The 14,261-nt window shown below is 66.5% G+C and carries 13 protein-coding genes; 11 read left to right on the top strand and 2 right to left on the bottom strand.

Features of this window, described 5'->3' with window-relative positions; translation table 11 throughout:
- The first annotated feature begins 44 nt into the window (after positions 1 to 44).
- Positions 45 to 1,022: a LuxR C-terminal-related transcriptional regulator gene (locus ABZ117_RS04270; RefSeq protein ID WP_356817214.1), complete on the top strand. Its 978-nt coding sequence runs from the start codon at positions 45 to 47 to the stop codon at positions 1,020 to 1,022.
- Positions 1,023 to 1,532: 510 nt separating this feature from the next.
- Here ABZ117_RS04270 and ABZ117_RS04265 read toward each other — a convergent pair.
- Positions 1,533 to 1,814: a hypothetical protein gene (locus ABZ117_RS04265; protein ID WP_356817213.1), complete on the bottom strand. Its 282-nt coding sequence runs from the start codon at positions 1,812 to 1,814 to the stop codon at positions 1,533 to 1,535.
- Between the two features lie 1,467 nt (positions 1,815 to 3,281).
- Here ABZ117_RS04265 and ABZ117_RS04260 point away from each other — a divergent pair.
- The 8 genes from ABZ117_RS04260 (at position 3,282) to ABZ117_RS04225 (ending at position 11,836) form a co-directional block, all read left to right on the top strand.
- Complete coding sequence (locus ABZ117_RS04260) at positions 3,282 to 4,532, top strand: diaminopimelate decarboxylase (protein ID WP_356817211.1); 1,251 nt, start codon at positions 3,282 to 3,284, stop codon at positions 4,530 to 4,532.
- The gene (locus ABZ117_RS04255) at positions 4,529 to 5,458 is read left to right on the top strand and encodes a holo-ACP synthase (RefSeq protein WP_356817209.1); all 930 of its coding nucleotides are present in this window, start codon (positions 4,529 to 4,531) and stop codon (positions 5,456 to 5,458) included. The genes ABZ117_RS04260 and ABZ117_RS04255 overlap by 4 nt, the downstream gene beginning before the upstream one ends.
- A complete protein-coding gene (locus tag ABZ117_RS04250) occupies positions 5,458 to 7,011 on the top strand; it encodes a class I adenylate-forming enzyme family protein (protein WP_356817207.1) in 1,554 nt (517 codons plus the stop codon). The genes ABZ117_RS04255 and ABZ117_RS04250 overlap by 1 nt, the downstream gene beginning before the upstream one ends.
- A gap of 53 nt (positions 7,012 to 7,064) precedes the next feature.
- Entirely contained in the window at positions 7,065 to 7,328 is a 264-nt protein-coding gene (locus ABZ117_RS04245) for a phosphopantetheine-binding protein (RefSeq protein ID WP_356817205.1), read from the top strand.
- Positions 7,325 to 8,587 carry a diaminobutyrate--2-oxoglutarate transaminase gene (gene ectB, locus ABZ117_RS04240; protein ID WP_356817203.1) on the top strand — a complete coding sequence of 421 codons (1,263 nt, stop codon included), beginning with the start codon at positions 7,325 to 7,327 and terminating at the stop codon, positions 8,585 to 8,587. The genes ABZ117_RS04245 and ectB overlap by 4 nt, the downstream gene beginning before the upstream one ends.
- Before the next feature lie 51 nt (positions 8,588 to 8,638).
- Complete coding sequence (gene ectA / locus ABZ117_RS04235; protein ID WP_356817202.1) at positions 8,639 to 9,178, top strand: diaminobutyrate acetyltransferase; 540 nt, start codon at positions 8,639 to 8,641, stop codon at positions 9,176 to 9,178.
- Between the two features lie 229 nt (positions 9,179 to 9,407).
- Complete coding sequence (locus ABZ117_RS04230; protein ID WP_356817200.1) at positions 9,408 to 10,640, top strand: cytochrome P450; 1,233 nt, start codon at positions 9,408 to 9,410, stop codon at positions 10,638 to 10,640.
- 572 nt (positions 10,641 to 11,212) lie between these two features.
- Complete coding sequence (locus ABZ117_RS04225; RefSeq protein WP_356817402.1) at positions 11,213 to 11,836, top strand: LysE family translocator; 624 nt, start codon at positions 11,213 to 11,215, stop codon at positions 11,834 to 11,836.
- A gap of 516 nt (positions 11,837 to 12,352) precedes the next feature.
- Here the strand turns inward: ABZ117_RS04225 and ABZ117_RS04220 are convergent.
- On the bottom strand, positions 12,353 to 12,616 hold the full coding sequence (locus tag ABZ117_RS04220) for a hypothetical protein (RefSeq protein WP_356817198.1): 264 nt from the start codon (positions 12,614 to 12,616) through the stop codon (positions 12,353 to 12,355).
- Between the two features lie 212 nt (positions 12,617 to 12,828).
- Between ABZ117_RS04220 and ABZ117_RS04215 the strand changes: the two genes are divergently transcribed.
- Together ABZ117_RS04215 and ABZ117_RS04210 are read left to right on the top strand one after the other, a co-directional pair.
- Positions 12,829 to 13,143 carry a hypothetical protein gene (locus ABZ117_RS04215; protein ID WP_356817196.1) on the top strand — a complete coding sequence of 105 codons (315 nt, stop codon included), beginning with the start codon at positions 12,829 to 12,831 and terminating at the stop codon, positions 13,141 to 13,143.
- 97 nt (positions 13,144 to 13,240) lie between these two features.
- Complete coding sequence (locus ABZ117_RS04210) at positions 13,241 to 13,672, top strand: DUF1360 domain-containing protein (protein WP_356817194.1); 432 nt, start codon at positions 13,241 to 13,243, stop codon at positions 13,670 to 13,672.
- Positions 13,673 to 14,261 lie beyond the last annotated feature (589 nt).

The raw sequence follows: 14,261 nt of genomic DNA, 5'->3' as shown, positions 1-14,261 counted from the left end.
CTCCGTCGTCTTGCTATCGCACGCTGTTTAAGAGGTGGAATCGCATGTTCGATGTTCTGGGAATGGACGCCACGGCCGAGGTGGTCTACCGCGAGATGCTGGCGCACCCGCAGCACGGTGTGGCCGATCTGATGCACCGCCTCCAGCTGACTGAGCAGGCGGTACTGACAGCACTCGACACTCTCAGCGAACTGGCTCTGGTACGGTGTTCCTCCGAAGATCCCCAGAATTTCCACGCAGTCGACCCGCACCTGGCCGCAGACATTCTGCTGGCAAGGCAACGAGCCGAGCTCGCCGCGCAACAGCAACGTGTGCAAGAGGCTCAGGCTGCCGCCGTACAGCTCAAATCGGAATTCACCCAGGAAAAAGACGAGTTGCATCGCCTGAAAGGGGTCGACTGCGTCCGCGACTACCTGGCGACTTTGTACGACAGGGTCGAGGACGAGCTGTTGACATTCGCTCCGGGCGGAGCCCAGACGGCGGCCAATGTGCGCAGCTCACGGCCGCTCGCCGAGGACCTGCTGGAGCGCGGCGTGCGGATGCGCACAGTGTATCTGGACAGCGCCCGCAACGATCCTGCCACGGTGGCGCACGCTGATTGGCTAGCCGCGCTCGGCGGGCGAATACGGACCGTCCCCTCTTTACCGAACCGCATGATCATCTGTGACCGGAGGATCGCCGTCGTCGCCGCTGACTGCGACGACACCGCCGCCGGGGCAGTGGTCCTCCAGACGGCAGGAGTAGTCTCATCGCTGTGCGCCCTGTTCGAGAGCGTGTGGCAGTCTGCCCAGCCGATGGGTGCGACCGCCTTACCGTCAGATACGCAGAGGCTGAATCCGCAGCAGACGGAAGTCCTGCGGCTGTTGTCCCTGGGGCACACCGACGAATCCGTCGCGGCGCGGTTGGGTGTGTCGGCTCGCACGGCACGCCGCATCGCCACGAAACTCATGGAACACCTTGGCGCGCGAAGCCGTTTCCAGGCGGGCGTGCACGCGGTCGCGAGGGGACTCATCCGGCCTTGATGGTCCGTACAGTCGCTGGCCGACAAGCAGCCGAAGGGATTGACAATTCGAATAGGACAGTGGCCTCATGTACCTCGTCCATCTCGCTATTGCCCCCTCAGGCGATGCTCCCCTGCCTGCCGAGATCAGGCAGCTGCTCGAAGCCACGGCACCGGACGTTCTTGAACACGTCAGCGTGCATCTCCAGGCACGGCCTCACCCTGTCATCGGTCTCTTCCTCCGCGTCGCCTCACTGAATGAGGCTGAGGCGACCGCGGAGCAGATCTGGGTACGCGCTGCCGCTGTGTGTCCTCAGCTGGCTGAATGGTGCCTGCGACGCGCTGAAGCGCCTCTCCTTCTCCATGAGTTCGAATGAGACCATCTCATTCTGCTCGCGCAGGTCCCCTGGCTGGTGTGGGTCGGAAGTGACGTACTCGTGCCGGTCGGGAGTGTGATCGTCTCGGGGAGAGCGTCGGTCACCTCCGCGTCGGTGAGCCTGTGGTTCCGGACCCGCCCTGCGGCCGATGATGATCACCGGATCGTCGTCGGGCTGGTCGTCCAGGGAGGCCGAAGCCGGCCAGGGCGCCGAGGCCGGCCTCGCGGAGGCGTGCGGTGCTCGTCGTGGGGAGCGGTGGTGATCTCGCTGAACCCGCCGGCCCTCGCCGAGGAGATCCAGATCAGGTTGCCCCTCTCGTCGGTGAGCGCGAGAAGCAGCCGGCCGTTGGCCTTGCGCTTCCCGCTGTAGTTCTTGCGGTTGTCCGCCCCGGTACGGAGCCGAGTGCAGAACAGGGTCCCGTCGAGCAGGACGACCACGCCGCGCTGCTTGGCGATCTGCTTCAGGGCGCGGTCCAGGCCCGGTGCACGGGCGGCCGACCTCGTCCGGCAAAGGGTCCAGAGGAAGTCGAGGTGGCCGAACTCGCCGTCCCTGGGCCGGAGAGAGGCGGGCGTCGAGGGTTTCGAGCCTGCCCGAGAGCCGCAGGGCGATCAGCGACCTCGCGAAGAGCGGTGTCCATCACGCTCATCAGACGCTTCCCTCAGCTTCGTCGCGGAGTGCGTCCACCGTCTCGGGACATGTCGGCTCTCCCATCTGCGCTGGGATCGGGCTTGAGCCGCTCTCGGTCCTGGCGAGCGGCATGTCCTTGATGGTGCGACAGGAGGCATCGCCGACCGCGATCGCCCGTGCGTAGCGGCCCCCAGGCGCCGCTCACCGCTTTCCTCCGCAGCCTCAGCACTCCCTGGTCCGCGCGGAGTCAATAGCGCGTTGACCTCCAGTAACTTGTCGGCGACGCTTCGGCAGGCGCCCCGGCTCGGGATGCCTGAGTGCGACCCCGGACCGGCGTCGCCATCTGGAAGGCGACCTTCTCCGGCGGATGCTCTCTCCAATCGGTGCGTGCCCCTGCTCAAGTGCGGGGTGCGGCCATCCTTCGGTGCGGAGGTCCGGGCCGACCGTCGCGGTCGACCGGCGGCCCACACGAACGGGGTCGGCGGAGGCGGCGCCTCCAGGGTTGCGAAGACCCGAACGGAGCGGTCCCGCCGAGCGGGCGGCACGGCCGCCGGCCTGCGGCGTTCCGGGACCAGGTGATGGCCTCTGCCCACATGTGCTCAATCGAGGTGAACTCTTGTCCGGCACCAGCCGGCGGGGGGCCCCGCCGAAGTAGCGGAACGCGGCAACGTGCGTGCGGTCCCAAGCGTGTTGATGCAGGTGGAGGTCGGGGCGGACGAACATGTGCCGCGAGCACGACAGCACCATCACGGACGCCCGGATCCGATGCCGCTCGCCGGTCCGCGGATCGACCCACGGCCCGAGAAGCCGTAGCCGATCTGAGCCTCTCGTCCCACAAGCGATGGTGGATCGTAGGGACCGTCACCTCACGAGGCGGCCTCTCCATGTAGCCGCGGTGCCGGTCGATCTCGGGCCGAGTCAGCTGCCTCAGGCTCCTGTTGGCCAATGCGGGAAACCAGTCTTTTTAGTCAGTTTGATTCAGACTGCACGGGGAATATAGCGATCGCCGGCATCTCATTGGGTGGATACCAAGTCCGACTAGGGGCCTGAATAGGTCAGGACCGATTCAGTCCACCCGTCACTTCTTCCTTCGCCGCGCAGAAGCTCGCAGAATCGTGATCGCTGGACAACAAACCAGCGAGAGAGGCGAGCGATGAAAGAGCGGATATCCACCCCAGGCAGCTCACTCGCAGAGAAGCGGACCGTAACCCGCTGGCTCGATGACGGCGGATGGCAGTGATTGTATGGCTACCTCGAAGGCCCTCCAGGGACATACGATGACGGCACTCGCCGAGGAGTTCGGCACCCCGCTGTTCGTCTACGACGCGGACATTCTGGAAGGCACGTATCGCAAGCTGCGCGGCGTTCTCCCCGCCAGTGTCGATGTTTTCTACTCGCTCAAAGCCAACCCGAACGTGAGCGTCTGTGCACTGCTGAACTCGTTGGGTACCGGCGCCGAGGTTTCTTCCTATGCCGAACTGGTCACCACCCTACGAGCCGGGGTCGCGCCCCAGGACATCATCTTTCTAGGCCCCGGCAAGGACGAACGGGAACTCACCGCGTGTATCGAAGCCGGAATCCACGCGGTTGTCTGCGAATCGCTGGAGGAACTCGACCTGCTGGACTCGCTGCTGGCAACGGCCGGCCGTGACGAATTCCCGGTGCTTTTGCGAGTGAACCCCGCTTTCGGCAGCAAGGGGTCTGGACTGGCCATGGGGGGTAAGCCCCGACAGTTCGGCATCGACGAAGCCGAACTGCGTGACTCCAAGCACCGACTCGCAGCCCTGCACAACATCCGGGTGAAGGGGGTGCACGCCTACATGGGGACACGGTTCCTGAACCACGAGGACATCGTCCACAACACCCGCCAGATCCTCGCCACCGCGGAGGATCTGGCCGGACGGCTCGGCTTCCCCCTGGAGACCGTGGACTTCGGCGGCGGGCTCGGCGTCGCCTACTTCGACAACGAGGAGGACCTGGACCTCGCCGCGCTGGGAACCGGACTGGCGGAAGTTCTCTCCCCCTTCTCCGCGCGCAATCCGCACTGCCGGATGATCATGGAGCTGGGCCGGTTCCTGACGGCCACGGCCGGCACTTACGTCGTCCGGGCCCGCTATGTGAAGGACTCCATGGGGGAGAGCTTCGTGGTCGCCGATGGTGGCACCAACCACCACATGGCCGCTGTCGGTGTCGGGAGCTTCGTCAAGCGCAACTTCCCGATCCGCCATCTGGGGAACCGGGCGGCTGGAGCGCTGCGGCCCTACAGCGTGACCGGGCCGCTGTGCACGCCCAACGACGTGATCGCCAAGAAGGTTCAGCTGCCGGAAGTGCGGCCGGGGGATCTGCTGGCGGTGGAGCGGTCCGGGGCCTACGGGCCTACCGCCTCACCCGGGCTCTTCCTCAGCCACGGCTTCCCAGCCGAGGTGATGGTGCATGGCGGCCGGGCCCATCTGGTCCGGGAACGCGACACCACGGAGGATCTGCTGGCCAAGCAGCACCTCATCGATTTCCGCACCGTTTCCGTATGAACGTCGCAGCAAGCCGGGCCGCCCGGGTCGGGCTGGATGTCCTCGACTGCTCAGAGCTCCGCCGCCTGGTCGAGCGACCCTGGTTCCTGCGCTTCAGCTTCGCCCCCGAGGAACTGGCCCATGCCGAGACCCTCGGTGTCCATCGGCGCCTGGAGTTCCTGGCCGGCCGGTTCGCCGCCAAGGAGGCCATCCTCAAGGTCCTGGGAATCGGCTTCCTCCAGGGAGTGGCGCCGCGGGAGATATGCGTGGAGCACACGTCGCACGGTGCCCCCGTCGTCCACTTCCGGGGGCGAGCCGCCCAGTTGCGCCCGTCCTCCGTCTCGGTGTCCATCACCCACAAACAGAACGTCGTAGCCGCAGTCGCCATCGGCCTCCCCTGGGCCGCCGGTGCAGCAGCCGAAAACGGACGAACAGAATCCACAGAATCAGAGGAGCCTGACGCCGTGTCGCCGCCGAGCATCAACACGATCGCCCCCGTCCAGCAGAGTGCCCGTGGTGAACAAGCCCCGGAGACCACAGCGTTTCTCCGCGTACGAATCGGCCAGGAGGATGCCCATTACGGGGGTGGCCTGGTGGACGGCGCCCGCCTTCTGCGACTGTTCGGCGATCTGGTCACCGAAATCACCATCCGCACGGACGGCGACGAGGGGCTGCTGGCCCAGTACAGCGACGTCCGCTTCTCCGCACCCGTGAAACCAGGCGACTACATCGAGGCACGCGGACGGCTGGTACGGCAGACGCGGCTGCGCCGGGTGGTCGAACTCCAGGCACACAAAGTCCTCAGTGCCTGCCCCGGAGCGGGCGAGAGCGTCGCCGCGGTCCTCGATGCGCCCCAGCTCGTGTGCACCGCCACCGCCACCACTGTCGTCCCGTACCGCAGGACGGACACGGCGACCGCCCTCCATCCCATTGCCGAGGAGAGCTGATGGCGCGCACAGCGCAGCTGCTGCACGAACTCCTGGAGGCGGCCGCTGACCGCAGCCCTCGGTCTGCCGCACTGAGCTCGCGGGACCGCAGCTTGACCTACGCAGAACTCGCCACTGCCAGCACCAGGACGGCGGCCTTCCTTCAGCGCGAAGGACTGCGGCGCGGCGACCGGATCGTCGTCACCGCAGCCGACGGGATCGGCATCGCCGTGCTGGTCTACGCGGCCTCCCGGCTGGGCGCCGTCTTCAGCGTGCTGCACGAACAGGTACGCGGCGGGCCACTGGAACATGTGCTTCGGGACTGCGGACCCAAGCTGCTGGTTTCCGACGATCCCGATGCAGGACAGACGGCCGCCGAGCACGATGTGCGATTCCTCAGGCTCGACGAGCTCGTCCGGACCGCGCTCGATGCGGACACCGATGCGTCACTCACTCCCACCGGCCAGGGCGCCTTGGCCGTGGACCCCGTCAGCCTGATCTACACCTCGGGCACCACCTCGCTGCCCAAGGCGGTGGTCAGCACCCATCAGCAGGTGATCTTCGCCGTCTCCGCGATTCAGGAGTGTCTGGAATATCGCAGCGACGACGTCGTGTACTGTCCGCTGCCGCTCTCCTTCGACTACGGCCTCTACCAGGTCTATCTCGCGGCCCTGAGCGGGGCCCGACTGCACCTGGGCACGGTCGCCGAGGCCGGCCCCCCGCTGGTGCGCAGCCTGGAGGATGCCGGGGCGACCGTACTGCCCGCCGTGCCGTCCATTGCCGACCGGCTCGCCTGGCTGCTGCGCCGCAGCAGCAGCGGAGGACCGAGCCGGCTGCGGCTGCTGACCAACACCGGAGCGGCCCTCTCCGAAACCACCATGTCCGGGCTGCGGGCCGCACTGCCCCAGCTGCGGATCCAGGTCATGTACGGACTCACAGAGTGCAAGCGCACGGCGATCATGCCGCCGGACGGAGACCTCGACCACCCGGGATCCTGCGGACTGCCGCTGCCGGGCACCGAGGTCTTCGTCATCGACGACGACGGGAACCGGCTGCCTCCCGGACAGATCGGCCAGTTCGTCGTGCGTGGCCCGAACGTCATGGCGGGGTACTGGAAACGCCCCGAGCTGACCGCCGAGCGTTTCCCCCGCGCGGAGGGACTGTTCCCCGAGCTGCGCACCGGTGACTACGGCCGGCTGGACAAGGAGGGTTACCTCTACTTCTCCGGCCGCCGGGACGACCTGTACAAGGAGCGGGGATTCCGTCTCAGCGCCACCGAGGTCGAAGCCGCCGCGACCCGCGTCGACGGGGTGACCTCGGCCGCCGTACTGCCGCCCGAGGGCAAGCGGACCGCGCTCCTCGCGGTGGTCGCCGACATCACCGCGGAGGAGGTGCGCGAGGGCATGCGCGACCACATCGAGCCCTTCAAGATCCCGCGGCGCTGCGTCCGCCTCGACGCCCTGCCCACCAACGGCAACGGCAAGGTCGACCGCAAGAAGCTGGCCGCTCTGATCGAGCAGACCCCGGCCACCCCGGTCACCGCCGAGGCCCTACAGGCCCGCCTCGCCCACTGATCCTCCCTCGCACCCGACCACAGCAACTCCTCAGCAGACGTAAGGACATCACCATGGATCGCCAGAACGTCGTCACCGCCCTCGAGAACGCCCTCACCGACGTCCTGGAGCGCCCCGTCACCGGCCTCACCGGCGACGTGAAGCTCTTCGACGACCTGCACCTCGACTCCACCACCATGCTCGAGATGCTGATGGCCCTGGAGGACTCCATCGGCCTGGTCGTCGACCCGGAGGACCTGGAGGCGGACGACTTCATCTCGGTGGACACCTTCACCGACTTCGTACTCGCCACACAGCCCGAGCAGGTATCGGCATGACGATCGTCCAGCCCGACCTGAGCGTCTTCACGACCCTGGAGTCGGAGGTCCGCAGCTACTGCCGCAGCTGGCCCACCGTGTTCGACCGGGCGCAGGGCAGCCGGATGTACGACGAGGACGGACACGAGTACCTCGACTTCTTCGCCGGCGCCGGATCCCTCAACTACGGCCACAACAACCCGGTGCTGAAGCGCGCCCTGCTCGACTACCTGGAGCGCGACGGCGTCACGCACGGCCTGGACATGTCGACCACGGCCAAGCGCGCGTTCCTCGAGTTCTTCCAGAACATGATCCTGCGCCCGCGGGAACTGCCCTACAAGGTCATGTTCCCGGGCCCGACGGGCACCAACGCCGTCGAAGCCGCCCTCAAGCTGGCGCGCAAGGTCAAGGGGCGCGAGACGGTCGTCTCCTTCACCAACGCCTTCCACGGCATGTCGCTGGGCTCACTGGCGGTGACCGGCAACGCCTTCAAACGGGCCGGCGCCGGCGTCCCGCTCGTGCACACCACTCCCATGCCCTTCGACCACTATATGGGCGGGAAGACACCCGACTTCCTGTGGTTCGAGCAGTTGCTCGGGGACCACGGATCCGGGCTGGACCAGCCGGCCGCAGTGATCGTGGAGACGATCCAGGGCGAGGGCGGCATCAACGTGGCTCGCCCGCAGTGGCTGCGGGCCCTCGCCCAGCTCTGTCAGCAGCACGACATGCTGCTGATCGTCGACGACATCCAGATGGGCTGCGGCCGTACCGGAGCGTTCTTCTCCTTCGAAGAGGCCGGCATCACCCCGGACATCGTCACCGTCTCCAAATCCATCAGCGGGTACGGACTGCCCATGTCCCTGTGCCTGTTCCGACCGGAACTGGACGTCTGGGAGCCGGGCGAACACAACGGCACATTCCGCGGCAACAATCCCGCCTTCGTCACTGCGGCCGCCGCCCTCAACGCCTACTGGGCCGACGACAAGCTGAAGCAGCAGACCCTGGCACATGCCCAGACCATCGAAGCCGCGCTGCGCGACACTGCCGCGCACCACAGCGGATCCGCCTACCGCGGCCGCGGGATGGTCTGGGGCCTGGAGCTCTCCGATCCCCAGCACGCCGGCCGCGCCGCACGCCGAGCCTTCGAACTCGGACTGCTCATCGAGACTTCCGGAGCACATGACCAGGTCGTCAAGCTGCTGCCCCCACTGACCATCACCACCGACGAACTCGACCAAGGGCTGCGCATCGCACAACGCGCCGTCTTCGAGACGGCATGACCGCGCCCGCGGCGTCCATCCACTGCTGACAGAGACCGAGGCGGTCCGACCATGACGATCATCACCACTCCCGCAGCCGGCGCAGACCAGGGCACCGTCGCGAAGAAGCAGGCGGTCTTCCGAGCACCGGTGCCCGAGGACGGCCCAGCCGTGTGGAAGCTGGTCGAGAACACCCCCGGCCTGGACTCCAACAGCGTCTATTACTACACGCTGTGGTTCCGGGACTTCGCTGACGGTTCGCTGGTTGCGACCGTGGACGACGAACTCGTCGGCTTCCTCACCGGCTACCGCCGCCCCGACGAGCCCGAGACCTACTTCGTCTGGCAAACCGCCGTCAACCCGCGCCACGGCATCCCCTTCCTCGGGGTGAAGCTCTTCCAGGCCGCGGCCGACCAGCAGGTGGCCAATGGTGCCCGGTACGTCGAGGCCACGGTCTCCGCCGAGAACAAGGCGATCCTCATGGTGCTGAAGCAGTTCGCCAAAAAGCACTCGGCCCCTATCGAGACTCGCGTGCTGTTCCCCAGCAGCCTCTTCTCCGACAGTCACCACGACGAGGTCCTCTACCGTATCGGCCCGTTGACCGCCGACTGATTCCGATCCGCCTGCCCCAGCCGAATCCGCGTGCCGCGCCGGCATGGACTGATCGTGGTCGCGCAGGTCGCTGACAATGACCTGCTTCCCGACCGGCCGTTCGGCCAAGCGGTGTACAGGAGACAGCAGCCGCCTGATCCGGTCCGTCCGACCGCCGCATGACGGGTCGATGCCGGACTCGGGTTCGAGGGGCGGGCGACGGTGATCGACAGAAGGCTCGATTGGCACAATGTTCGACGATTGGGAGTCGTTCGCTATGGCGCAGCAATCCACACCTCTGCACCTCGACGTCAGTGACAAAAACTTCCGTATGAACTCAGAAGAAATGCGGAGGGCGCGAGCTGCCCATTGGTACGCAGGAACTGACTGGGGCATTGCCGTCCTCTCTTACGAGGACAGTAGTTTCCTCCTGAAGAATCCTCATCTGGCACAGGGGTCAGCTAAATGGCCGTCTCAGCACGGAGTGGTCGATGGCCACTTCGACAGTTGGTGGCGGAAGACTTTGCTTGTGCTGGAGGGCGACGAGCACAACAGGATCCGACGCCTGGTCAATCCGGCATTCTCCCCGCGCCGGATAGAGCCGTTGCACTCCCGGTTTCGAGCCCTGGCGGACAGTCTGATAGACGAATGGATCGGCGAGGGGCAGACTGATTTCGCCAGTCGCTTCGCGGCACCGTATGCGACCAGGATCCTGTGCATGATGCTGGGCATCGATGAGCATGACTGGAAGCAGATCCATGAGCTCGCATCCACGATCGGGCTCGGCCTCGGAATCACGATCGAAGAGAATATCGCACAGATCGACGAAGCTATTGTCGAACTCACTCGGTATGCAGAGTCTCTGGTTCGAAGCAGGAGGGAGTCTCCTCAGAACGACATTCTGAGCACGTTGGTGGAGACGAGGGACGAGGATGCCGGCAAGCTCTCGGATGAGGAACTGATCAATCTCATCATCCTGCTCATATTCGCAGGGATAGACACGACCCGGAATCAACTGGCTCTGGCTGTTGCATCGTTCTCTGAACAGCCGGACCAGTGGGAAAAATTGGCTGCGAACCCTGATCGCTACTCTGTCAAGGCAGTCGAAGAAGTGCTTCGCATCAATCCGATAGGTCGATGGATCTCGCGCGAAGCGGCAGAGACATTCCAGCACAAGGAGCGCACGATAGAAAAGGGTACAACAGTCCACTTGTTCACCCTTTCATCGGCCACTGATCCTGCCGAATATGACAACCCGGACCGTATTGACCTCGACGCTGATCGTTCGCCTCATTTTGCGTTCGGTGGCGGCATGCATCATTGTCTGGGGCATTTCGTCGCCCGGGCGGACATCAATGTGGCTCTCTCGGCGTTGGCTACGCGAATGACGGATCTGCGTGTAGGCGAAGATGCCGAGTGGCTGCCTGATTCTGGGAACACAGGCGCGAACAAACTGCCGATCACCTTCACCCCACGTTCCTGAGACAAAGCTCCTGGTGGATGGGGGCACGAGCAAGATACCCATGCTCACCAGGAGCTTCGCGCGCCTGTCTACGCGTCGGCGATCGATCTGCCCGAGGCGCGCCTGCGGCATCTCGCCCGTCGACTGGCGGTGCACCGGAGGGAGATCGGCTGTCACTGGTGGCGCCGCCCGGCCTCCGCATTCCGGACGGCATGCGGCTGTCGGTCGACCGGATCGCGCCGACACCCCGTACTGCTCCGGACCGGTCCGCGGTCGGCATGGCACAGGAATGCGCTCCAGTGCCCTGCTGTAACGCTTCGCCGAAGTCGTCGGGAAATCAGTCGCTGGCGCGTTTGGAATACGGAACTCGGGGACCGCTCGACGGAGAAGGAACCGCCTTAGCCGGTTGCCTCCCGAAGTCCAGACATGGTAGAACCGTCTTACGTGGTTCTACCTCGACTCGGAGATCTCATGACACCCTCCAAGGTCAGCATCGGGTGCCCGGCCGCCGGCTGTGGCAGCCCGGCGCGGAGTGATCGCTGTCAGCACTGCGGAACTCCCGCACACCACGCCAGGGCCGGGGGTCATTGACGATGGTGGATTTAACGGTACTGCCCAGCTACATCGCAGTGATCATGCTCTTTCTCGGTCCGCCCGGGCCTGATATGGCCTACATGCTCGCAGTGGGTCTTGAAGGCGGTCGCCGGTCCGCGCTGAAAGCCATCCTCGGCATCGCGACAGGCATGAGCCTCTACGCGGCCGCTGTCGTTGCCGGGATAGGAAAGATCGCCCAATCGCACCCGGCAGTACTCGATGCAGTGAGAATTTTGGGTGCAGCATATCTACTGTGGTTGGCGTACGTAACAATGCGCCATGCGCGTCGTGCGATCAGTGGTCATAGCGATATCACGACAGGTAGATGGTATCTGCGAGGCGTACTCGTCAGCGTGACGAACCCGAAGATCATTCTCTTTTTCCTTGCGATACTCCCGCAGTTTTTGGGCAGCGCGGAGAATCTTGGACTGCAGATGGCAATGCTTGGTGCGATTGACATTCTGATGGAGGTGGTTCTTTATGGAAGCATCGGAGTACTGTCGGGATTCTTTCATGCGCGCCTTGTCGACTCGACAAAAGCGACGGCCGTGCTGAACTATATTGCGTGCTCCGTTTATGTGGTGTTGGCGGGGACGATCTTTGTCGAGATCCTCGTGGCTTAACCGTTCTCAGTGGAATCACTCAATGGCCGCGCGGGTATTTCTGCACGCCGTGCGGCAGCCGCAGCCGTCTTCGCCGCACTCCGCTGACGCCCGGCGATCTCGGAACCGGCCGTCATCGCTGTCCGGCCGACCGTTCCGCATCCCTTCGGTCCCCGGGTGGACGGGACTCCCGCGGCGCAGTCCCACGGGTGCAGCCCGGGTGCCCAGAGGGCGTCGGCGCGGGCGGTGGCGACCTGGGCTGACCATCCGGAGGCCGCGACGGCACACTCCTTGCCCGTTCTGGTCGGGCCGCACGGTCAGGCCGGGCGGCCGCATCCGGTGAGTGCCACGAAAGCCGCTGTCTCACACGCACCGAGGCCCACTCCGCTGGTCGTGCATTGAGCCGTTGGGCGCACATCAGGAGCGGGGGCACCCCCGCGGAGCATGCCGGCAGCCCACCCCGCCGGCCGCACGTCAGCTGGCCCGACACCTTCTTCAACGTGGTGAAAAGGCCGCCCGACACGTACCGAAGGAGCTTCAGCGGGACTCGTCGTAGGGGTCGCGGCTGCCGGACTTGGCCAGGCCGCGGCTGATCATGCAGCCGACGGTGAGGATCACGATGTACAGCCATGCCTTGTCGGCCCGGAAGTAGTCGGCGTGACCGTCCTCGTGTCCCACCACCATGGAGGCGATCAGCACCGCGACGACCGCGGCGATGTAGGCGAAGAATCGATGCTCTCGGGGGTATGAATCGCGCCGAGATCGACGCTGCGACCACCTGGTGCCCGCACCCAGCGCCATGAACACGAAGTCGAGCCATGGTCACGCACGGCCGGTGCTGCATCCTGATGCCGCCCGACCGGCGGGCGGCCGAAGAGCTGAGCACGTCCCACCTCGTGACCCACACCGTGCCGGTGGACGCGCGCGGTGCTCCGGCCGGGCGGCTGACCGTGGTCCACGGCAGGTGGCTCCCGCTCCGTTTGCCGTCCGCGCAGGCGGGGACCCGGCCGACCATGAGCACAACGCCACGCCGCCCACGGATGCGGCAGAGCCGCGTCCCGTGGTTGCTGGACCGGCTGGAGCGGGAGGCCGACGCGGTGATCGACGCGCTCCGCAAGGGAGTGCAGGCGCCGCCGCTCGGCGGTGGCCGCCGCCTGTTGCCCGGCAGGTGCCCCGGGCAGCCGGTGCGTCCGCTGATGGCGCAGGTGCCGATCGGCAGCTGGATGTCGGCGGCGGTACCGGACCTGCGCCCCGGCCGCTCCCACGAGGCGGGCCTGCCGGCAGAGCGGCGACGCATGGAAACGGGAGCACATGAACACGGCAGCTGACAACCGCCTCGCACGACGTGTGCAGGGGCTGCTCCGGCGCACCGGACGAGGTTACTCGGCAGGGCACGACCGGCCGTTGGCCGGCTATCTCACAGCCATGGCGGGCTTTGCCGCCTACACGACGGCCTGGGCCACCGCCGTACGGCTGCGCGGCCGCCCGCTGCCCGACCGGCCCGAGCCGTGGGACGTGGTCCTGACGTCGGTCGCCACGTTCCGGCTCAGCCGACTGCTGACCAAGGCATCGGTCACCAGCCCGCTGCGCGCCCCCTTCACCAGGTACGTCGCTCCGCAGGGCCCGGCGGAGCTGCACGAGGAGGCGCAGTCGGAGGACGGCCGGCACACCGTCGGGGAACTGGTCACCTGTCCCTTCTGCATGGGCGTCTGGGTGGCCTCGACCCTGACCGCCGGCCAACTGCTCTGGCCGCGTGCGACCCGCACCGCCATGGGTGCGCTCACCGCCCTGGCCGGGGCAGACACGCTGCAACTGGCGTACAGCGCGCTGGTCGAGAAGACAACCGGCGGCGAGTGACCCGGCAGCGCAACGCGGCGGTGTTTCGACCGGGCCGATGGTTTCCCCGGGCGTTGCGCGTTCCGCCGTTGTGCGGGGCCTCGACCGCGCGGGTGAAGGCGGTGCCGGCGGGCGGCCGGGACAGGCTCAGACGCGCACTGTGGCAGGGGCTGCCCGCGGGCACCGCCGGAGGAGTCGTGGTGGCCCTCGGCGAGAGGGTCGGGCAGACCGTCACCGGCGGGCCGGCCGGCCCGACTCCGACGTGCCCGCGCGGGTTGACGGGCAGCGGCTGACCGGCCTGCCCGAGCGTCCCGGCGAACAGCCACTGCGGGGCAACCGGGCGGTGCACCAGAGGGGGTGCCCAGGGGGCGATGGTCCGCGCTGCGCGGTTGCCGGACGTGAGGCTGCCCCGCCGCCTTCCCGTCTGCCGTACGCCTCCTTCACGGCGACACGGACACGGTGGCGGGCAGCGCACCGGAGCTCGCTCGCATCGGCCGCCGAAACGGCCGGTAGGCGGTGTCCGGAATCCCATGTCCCCGAAATCCGATGCCGCGTCACGTGAAGTGCCTCGCCATCCTTGAACTGGCCGGAGAAGTACCTGACCTGCGGT

The organism is Streptomyces sp. NPDC006309 (genome assembly GCF_040613095.1).
Taxonomy (GTDB): Bacteria; Actinomycetota; Actinomycetes; order Streptomycetales; family Streptomycetaceae; genus Streptomyces.
The sequence above is the reverse complement of the archived record's forward strand: the minus strand, read 5'-3'. Positions and strand labels throughout refer to the sequence as shown.

Excerpts from the sequence above, each read along its gene's own strand:
- ABZ117_RS04215 (WP_356817196.1), top strand. The coding sequence starts at position 12,829 with ATGAGCACAACGCCACGCCGCCCACGGATGCGGCAGAGCCGCGTCCCG.
- ABZ117_RS04225 (WP_356817402.1), top strand. The coding sequence starts at position 11,213 with ATGGTGGATTTAACGGTACTGCCCAGCTACATCGCAGTGATCATGCTC.
- ABZ117_RS04260 (WP_356817211.1), top strand. The coding sequence starts at position 3,282 with ATGACGGCACTCGCCGAGGAGTTCGGCACCCCGCTGTTCGTCTACGAC.
- ABZ117_RS04245 (WP_356817205.1), top strand. The coding sequence starts at position 7,065 with ATGGATCGCCAGAACGTCGTCACCGCCCTCGAGAACGCCCTCACCGAC.
- ABZ117_RS04210 (WP_356817194.1), top strand. The coding sequence starts at position 13,241 with ATGGCGGGCTTTGCCGCCTACACGACGGCCTGGGCCACCGCCGTACGG.
- ABZ117_RS04220 (WP_356817198.1), bottom strand. The coding sequence starts at position 12,616 with ATGGCGCTGGGTGCGGGCACCAGGTGGTCGCAGCGTCGATCTCGGCGC.
- ectA (WP_356817202.1), top strand. The coding sequence starts at position 8,639 with ATGACGATCATCACCACTCCCGCAGCCGGCGCAGACCAGGGCACCGTC.
- ABZ117_RS04255 (WP_356817209.1), top strand. The coding sequence starts at position 4,529 with ATGAACGTCGCAGCAAGCCGGGCCGCCCGGGTCGGGCTGGATGTCCTC.
- ectB (WP_356817203.1), top strand. The coding sequence starts at position 7,325 with ATGACGATCGTCCAGCCCGACCTGAGCGTCTTCACGACCCTGGAGTCG.
- ABZ117_RS04230 (WP_356817200.1), top strand. The coding sequence starts at position 9,408 with ATGTTCGACGATTGGGAGTCGTTCGCTATGGCGCAGCAATCCACACCT.
- ABZ117_RS04250 (WP_356817207.1), top strand. The coding sequence starts at position 5,458 with ATGGCGCGCACAGCGCAGCTGCTGCACGAACTCCTGGAGGCGGCCGCT.
- ABZ117_RS04270 (WP_356817214.1), top strand. The coding sequence starts at position 45 with ATGTTCGATGTTCTGGGAATGGACGCCACGGCCGAGGTGGTCTACCGC.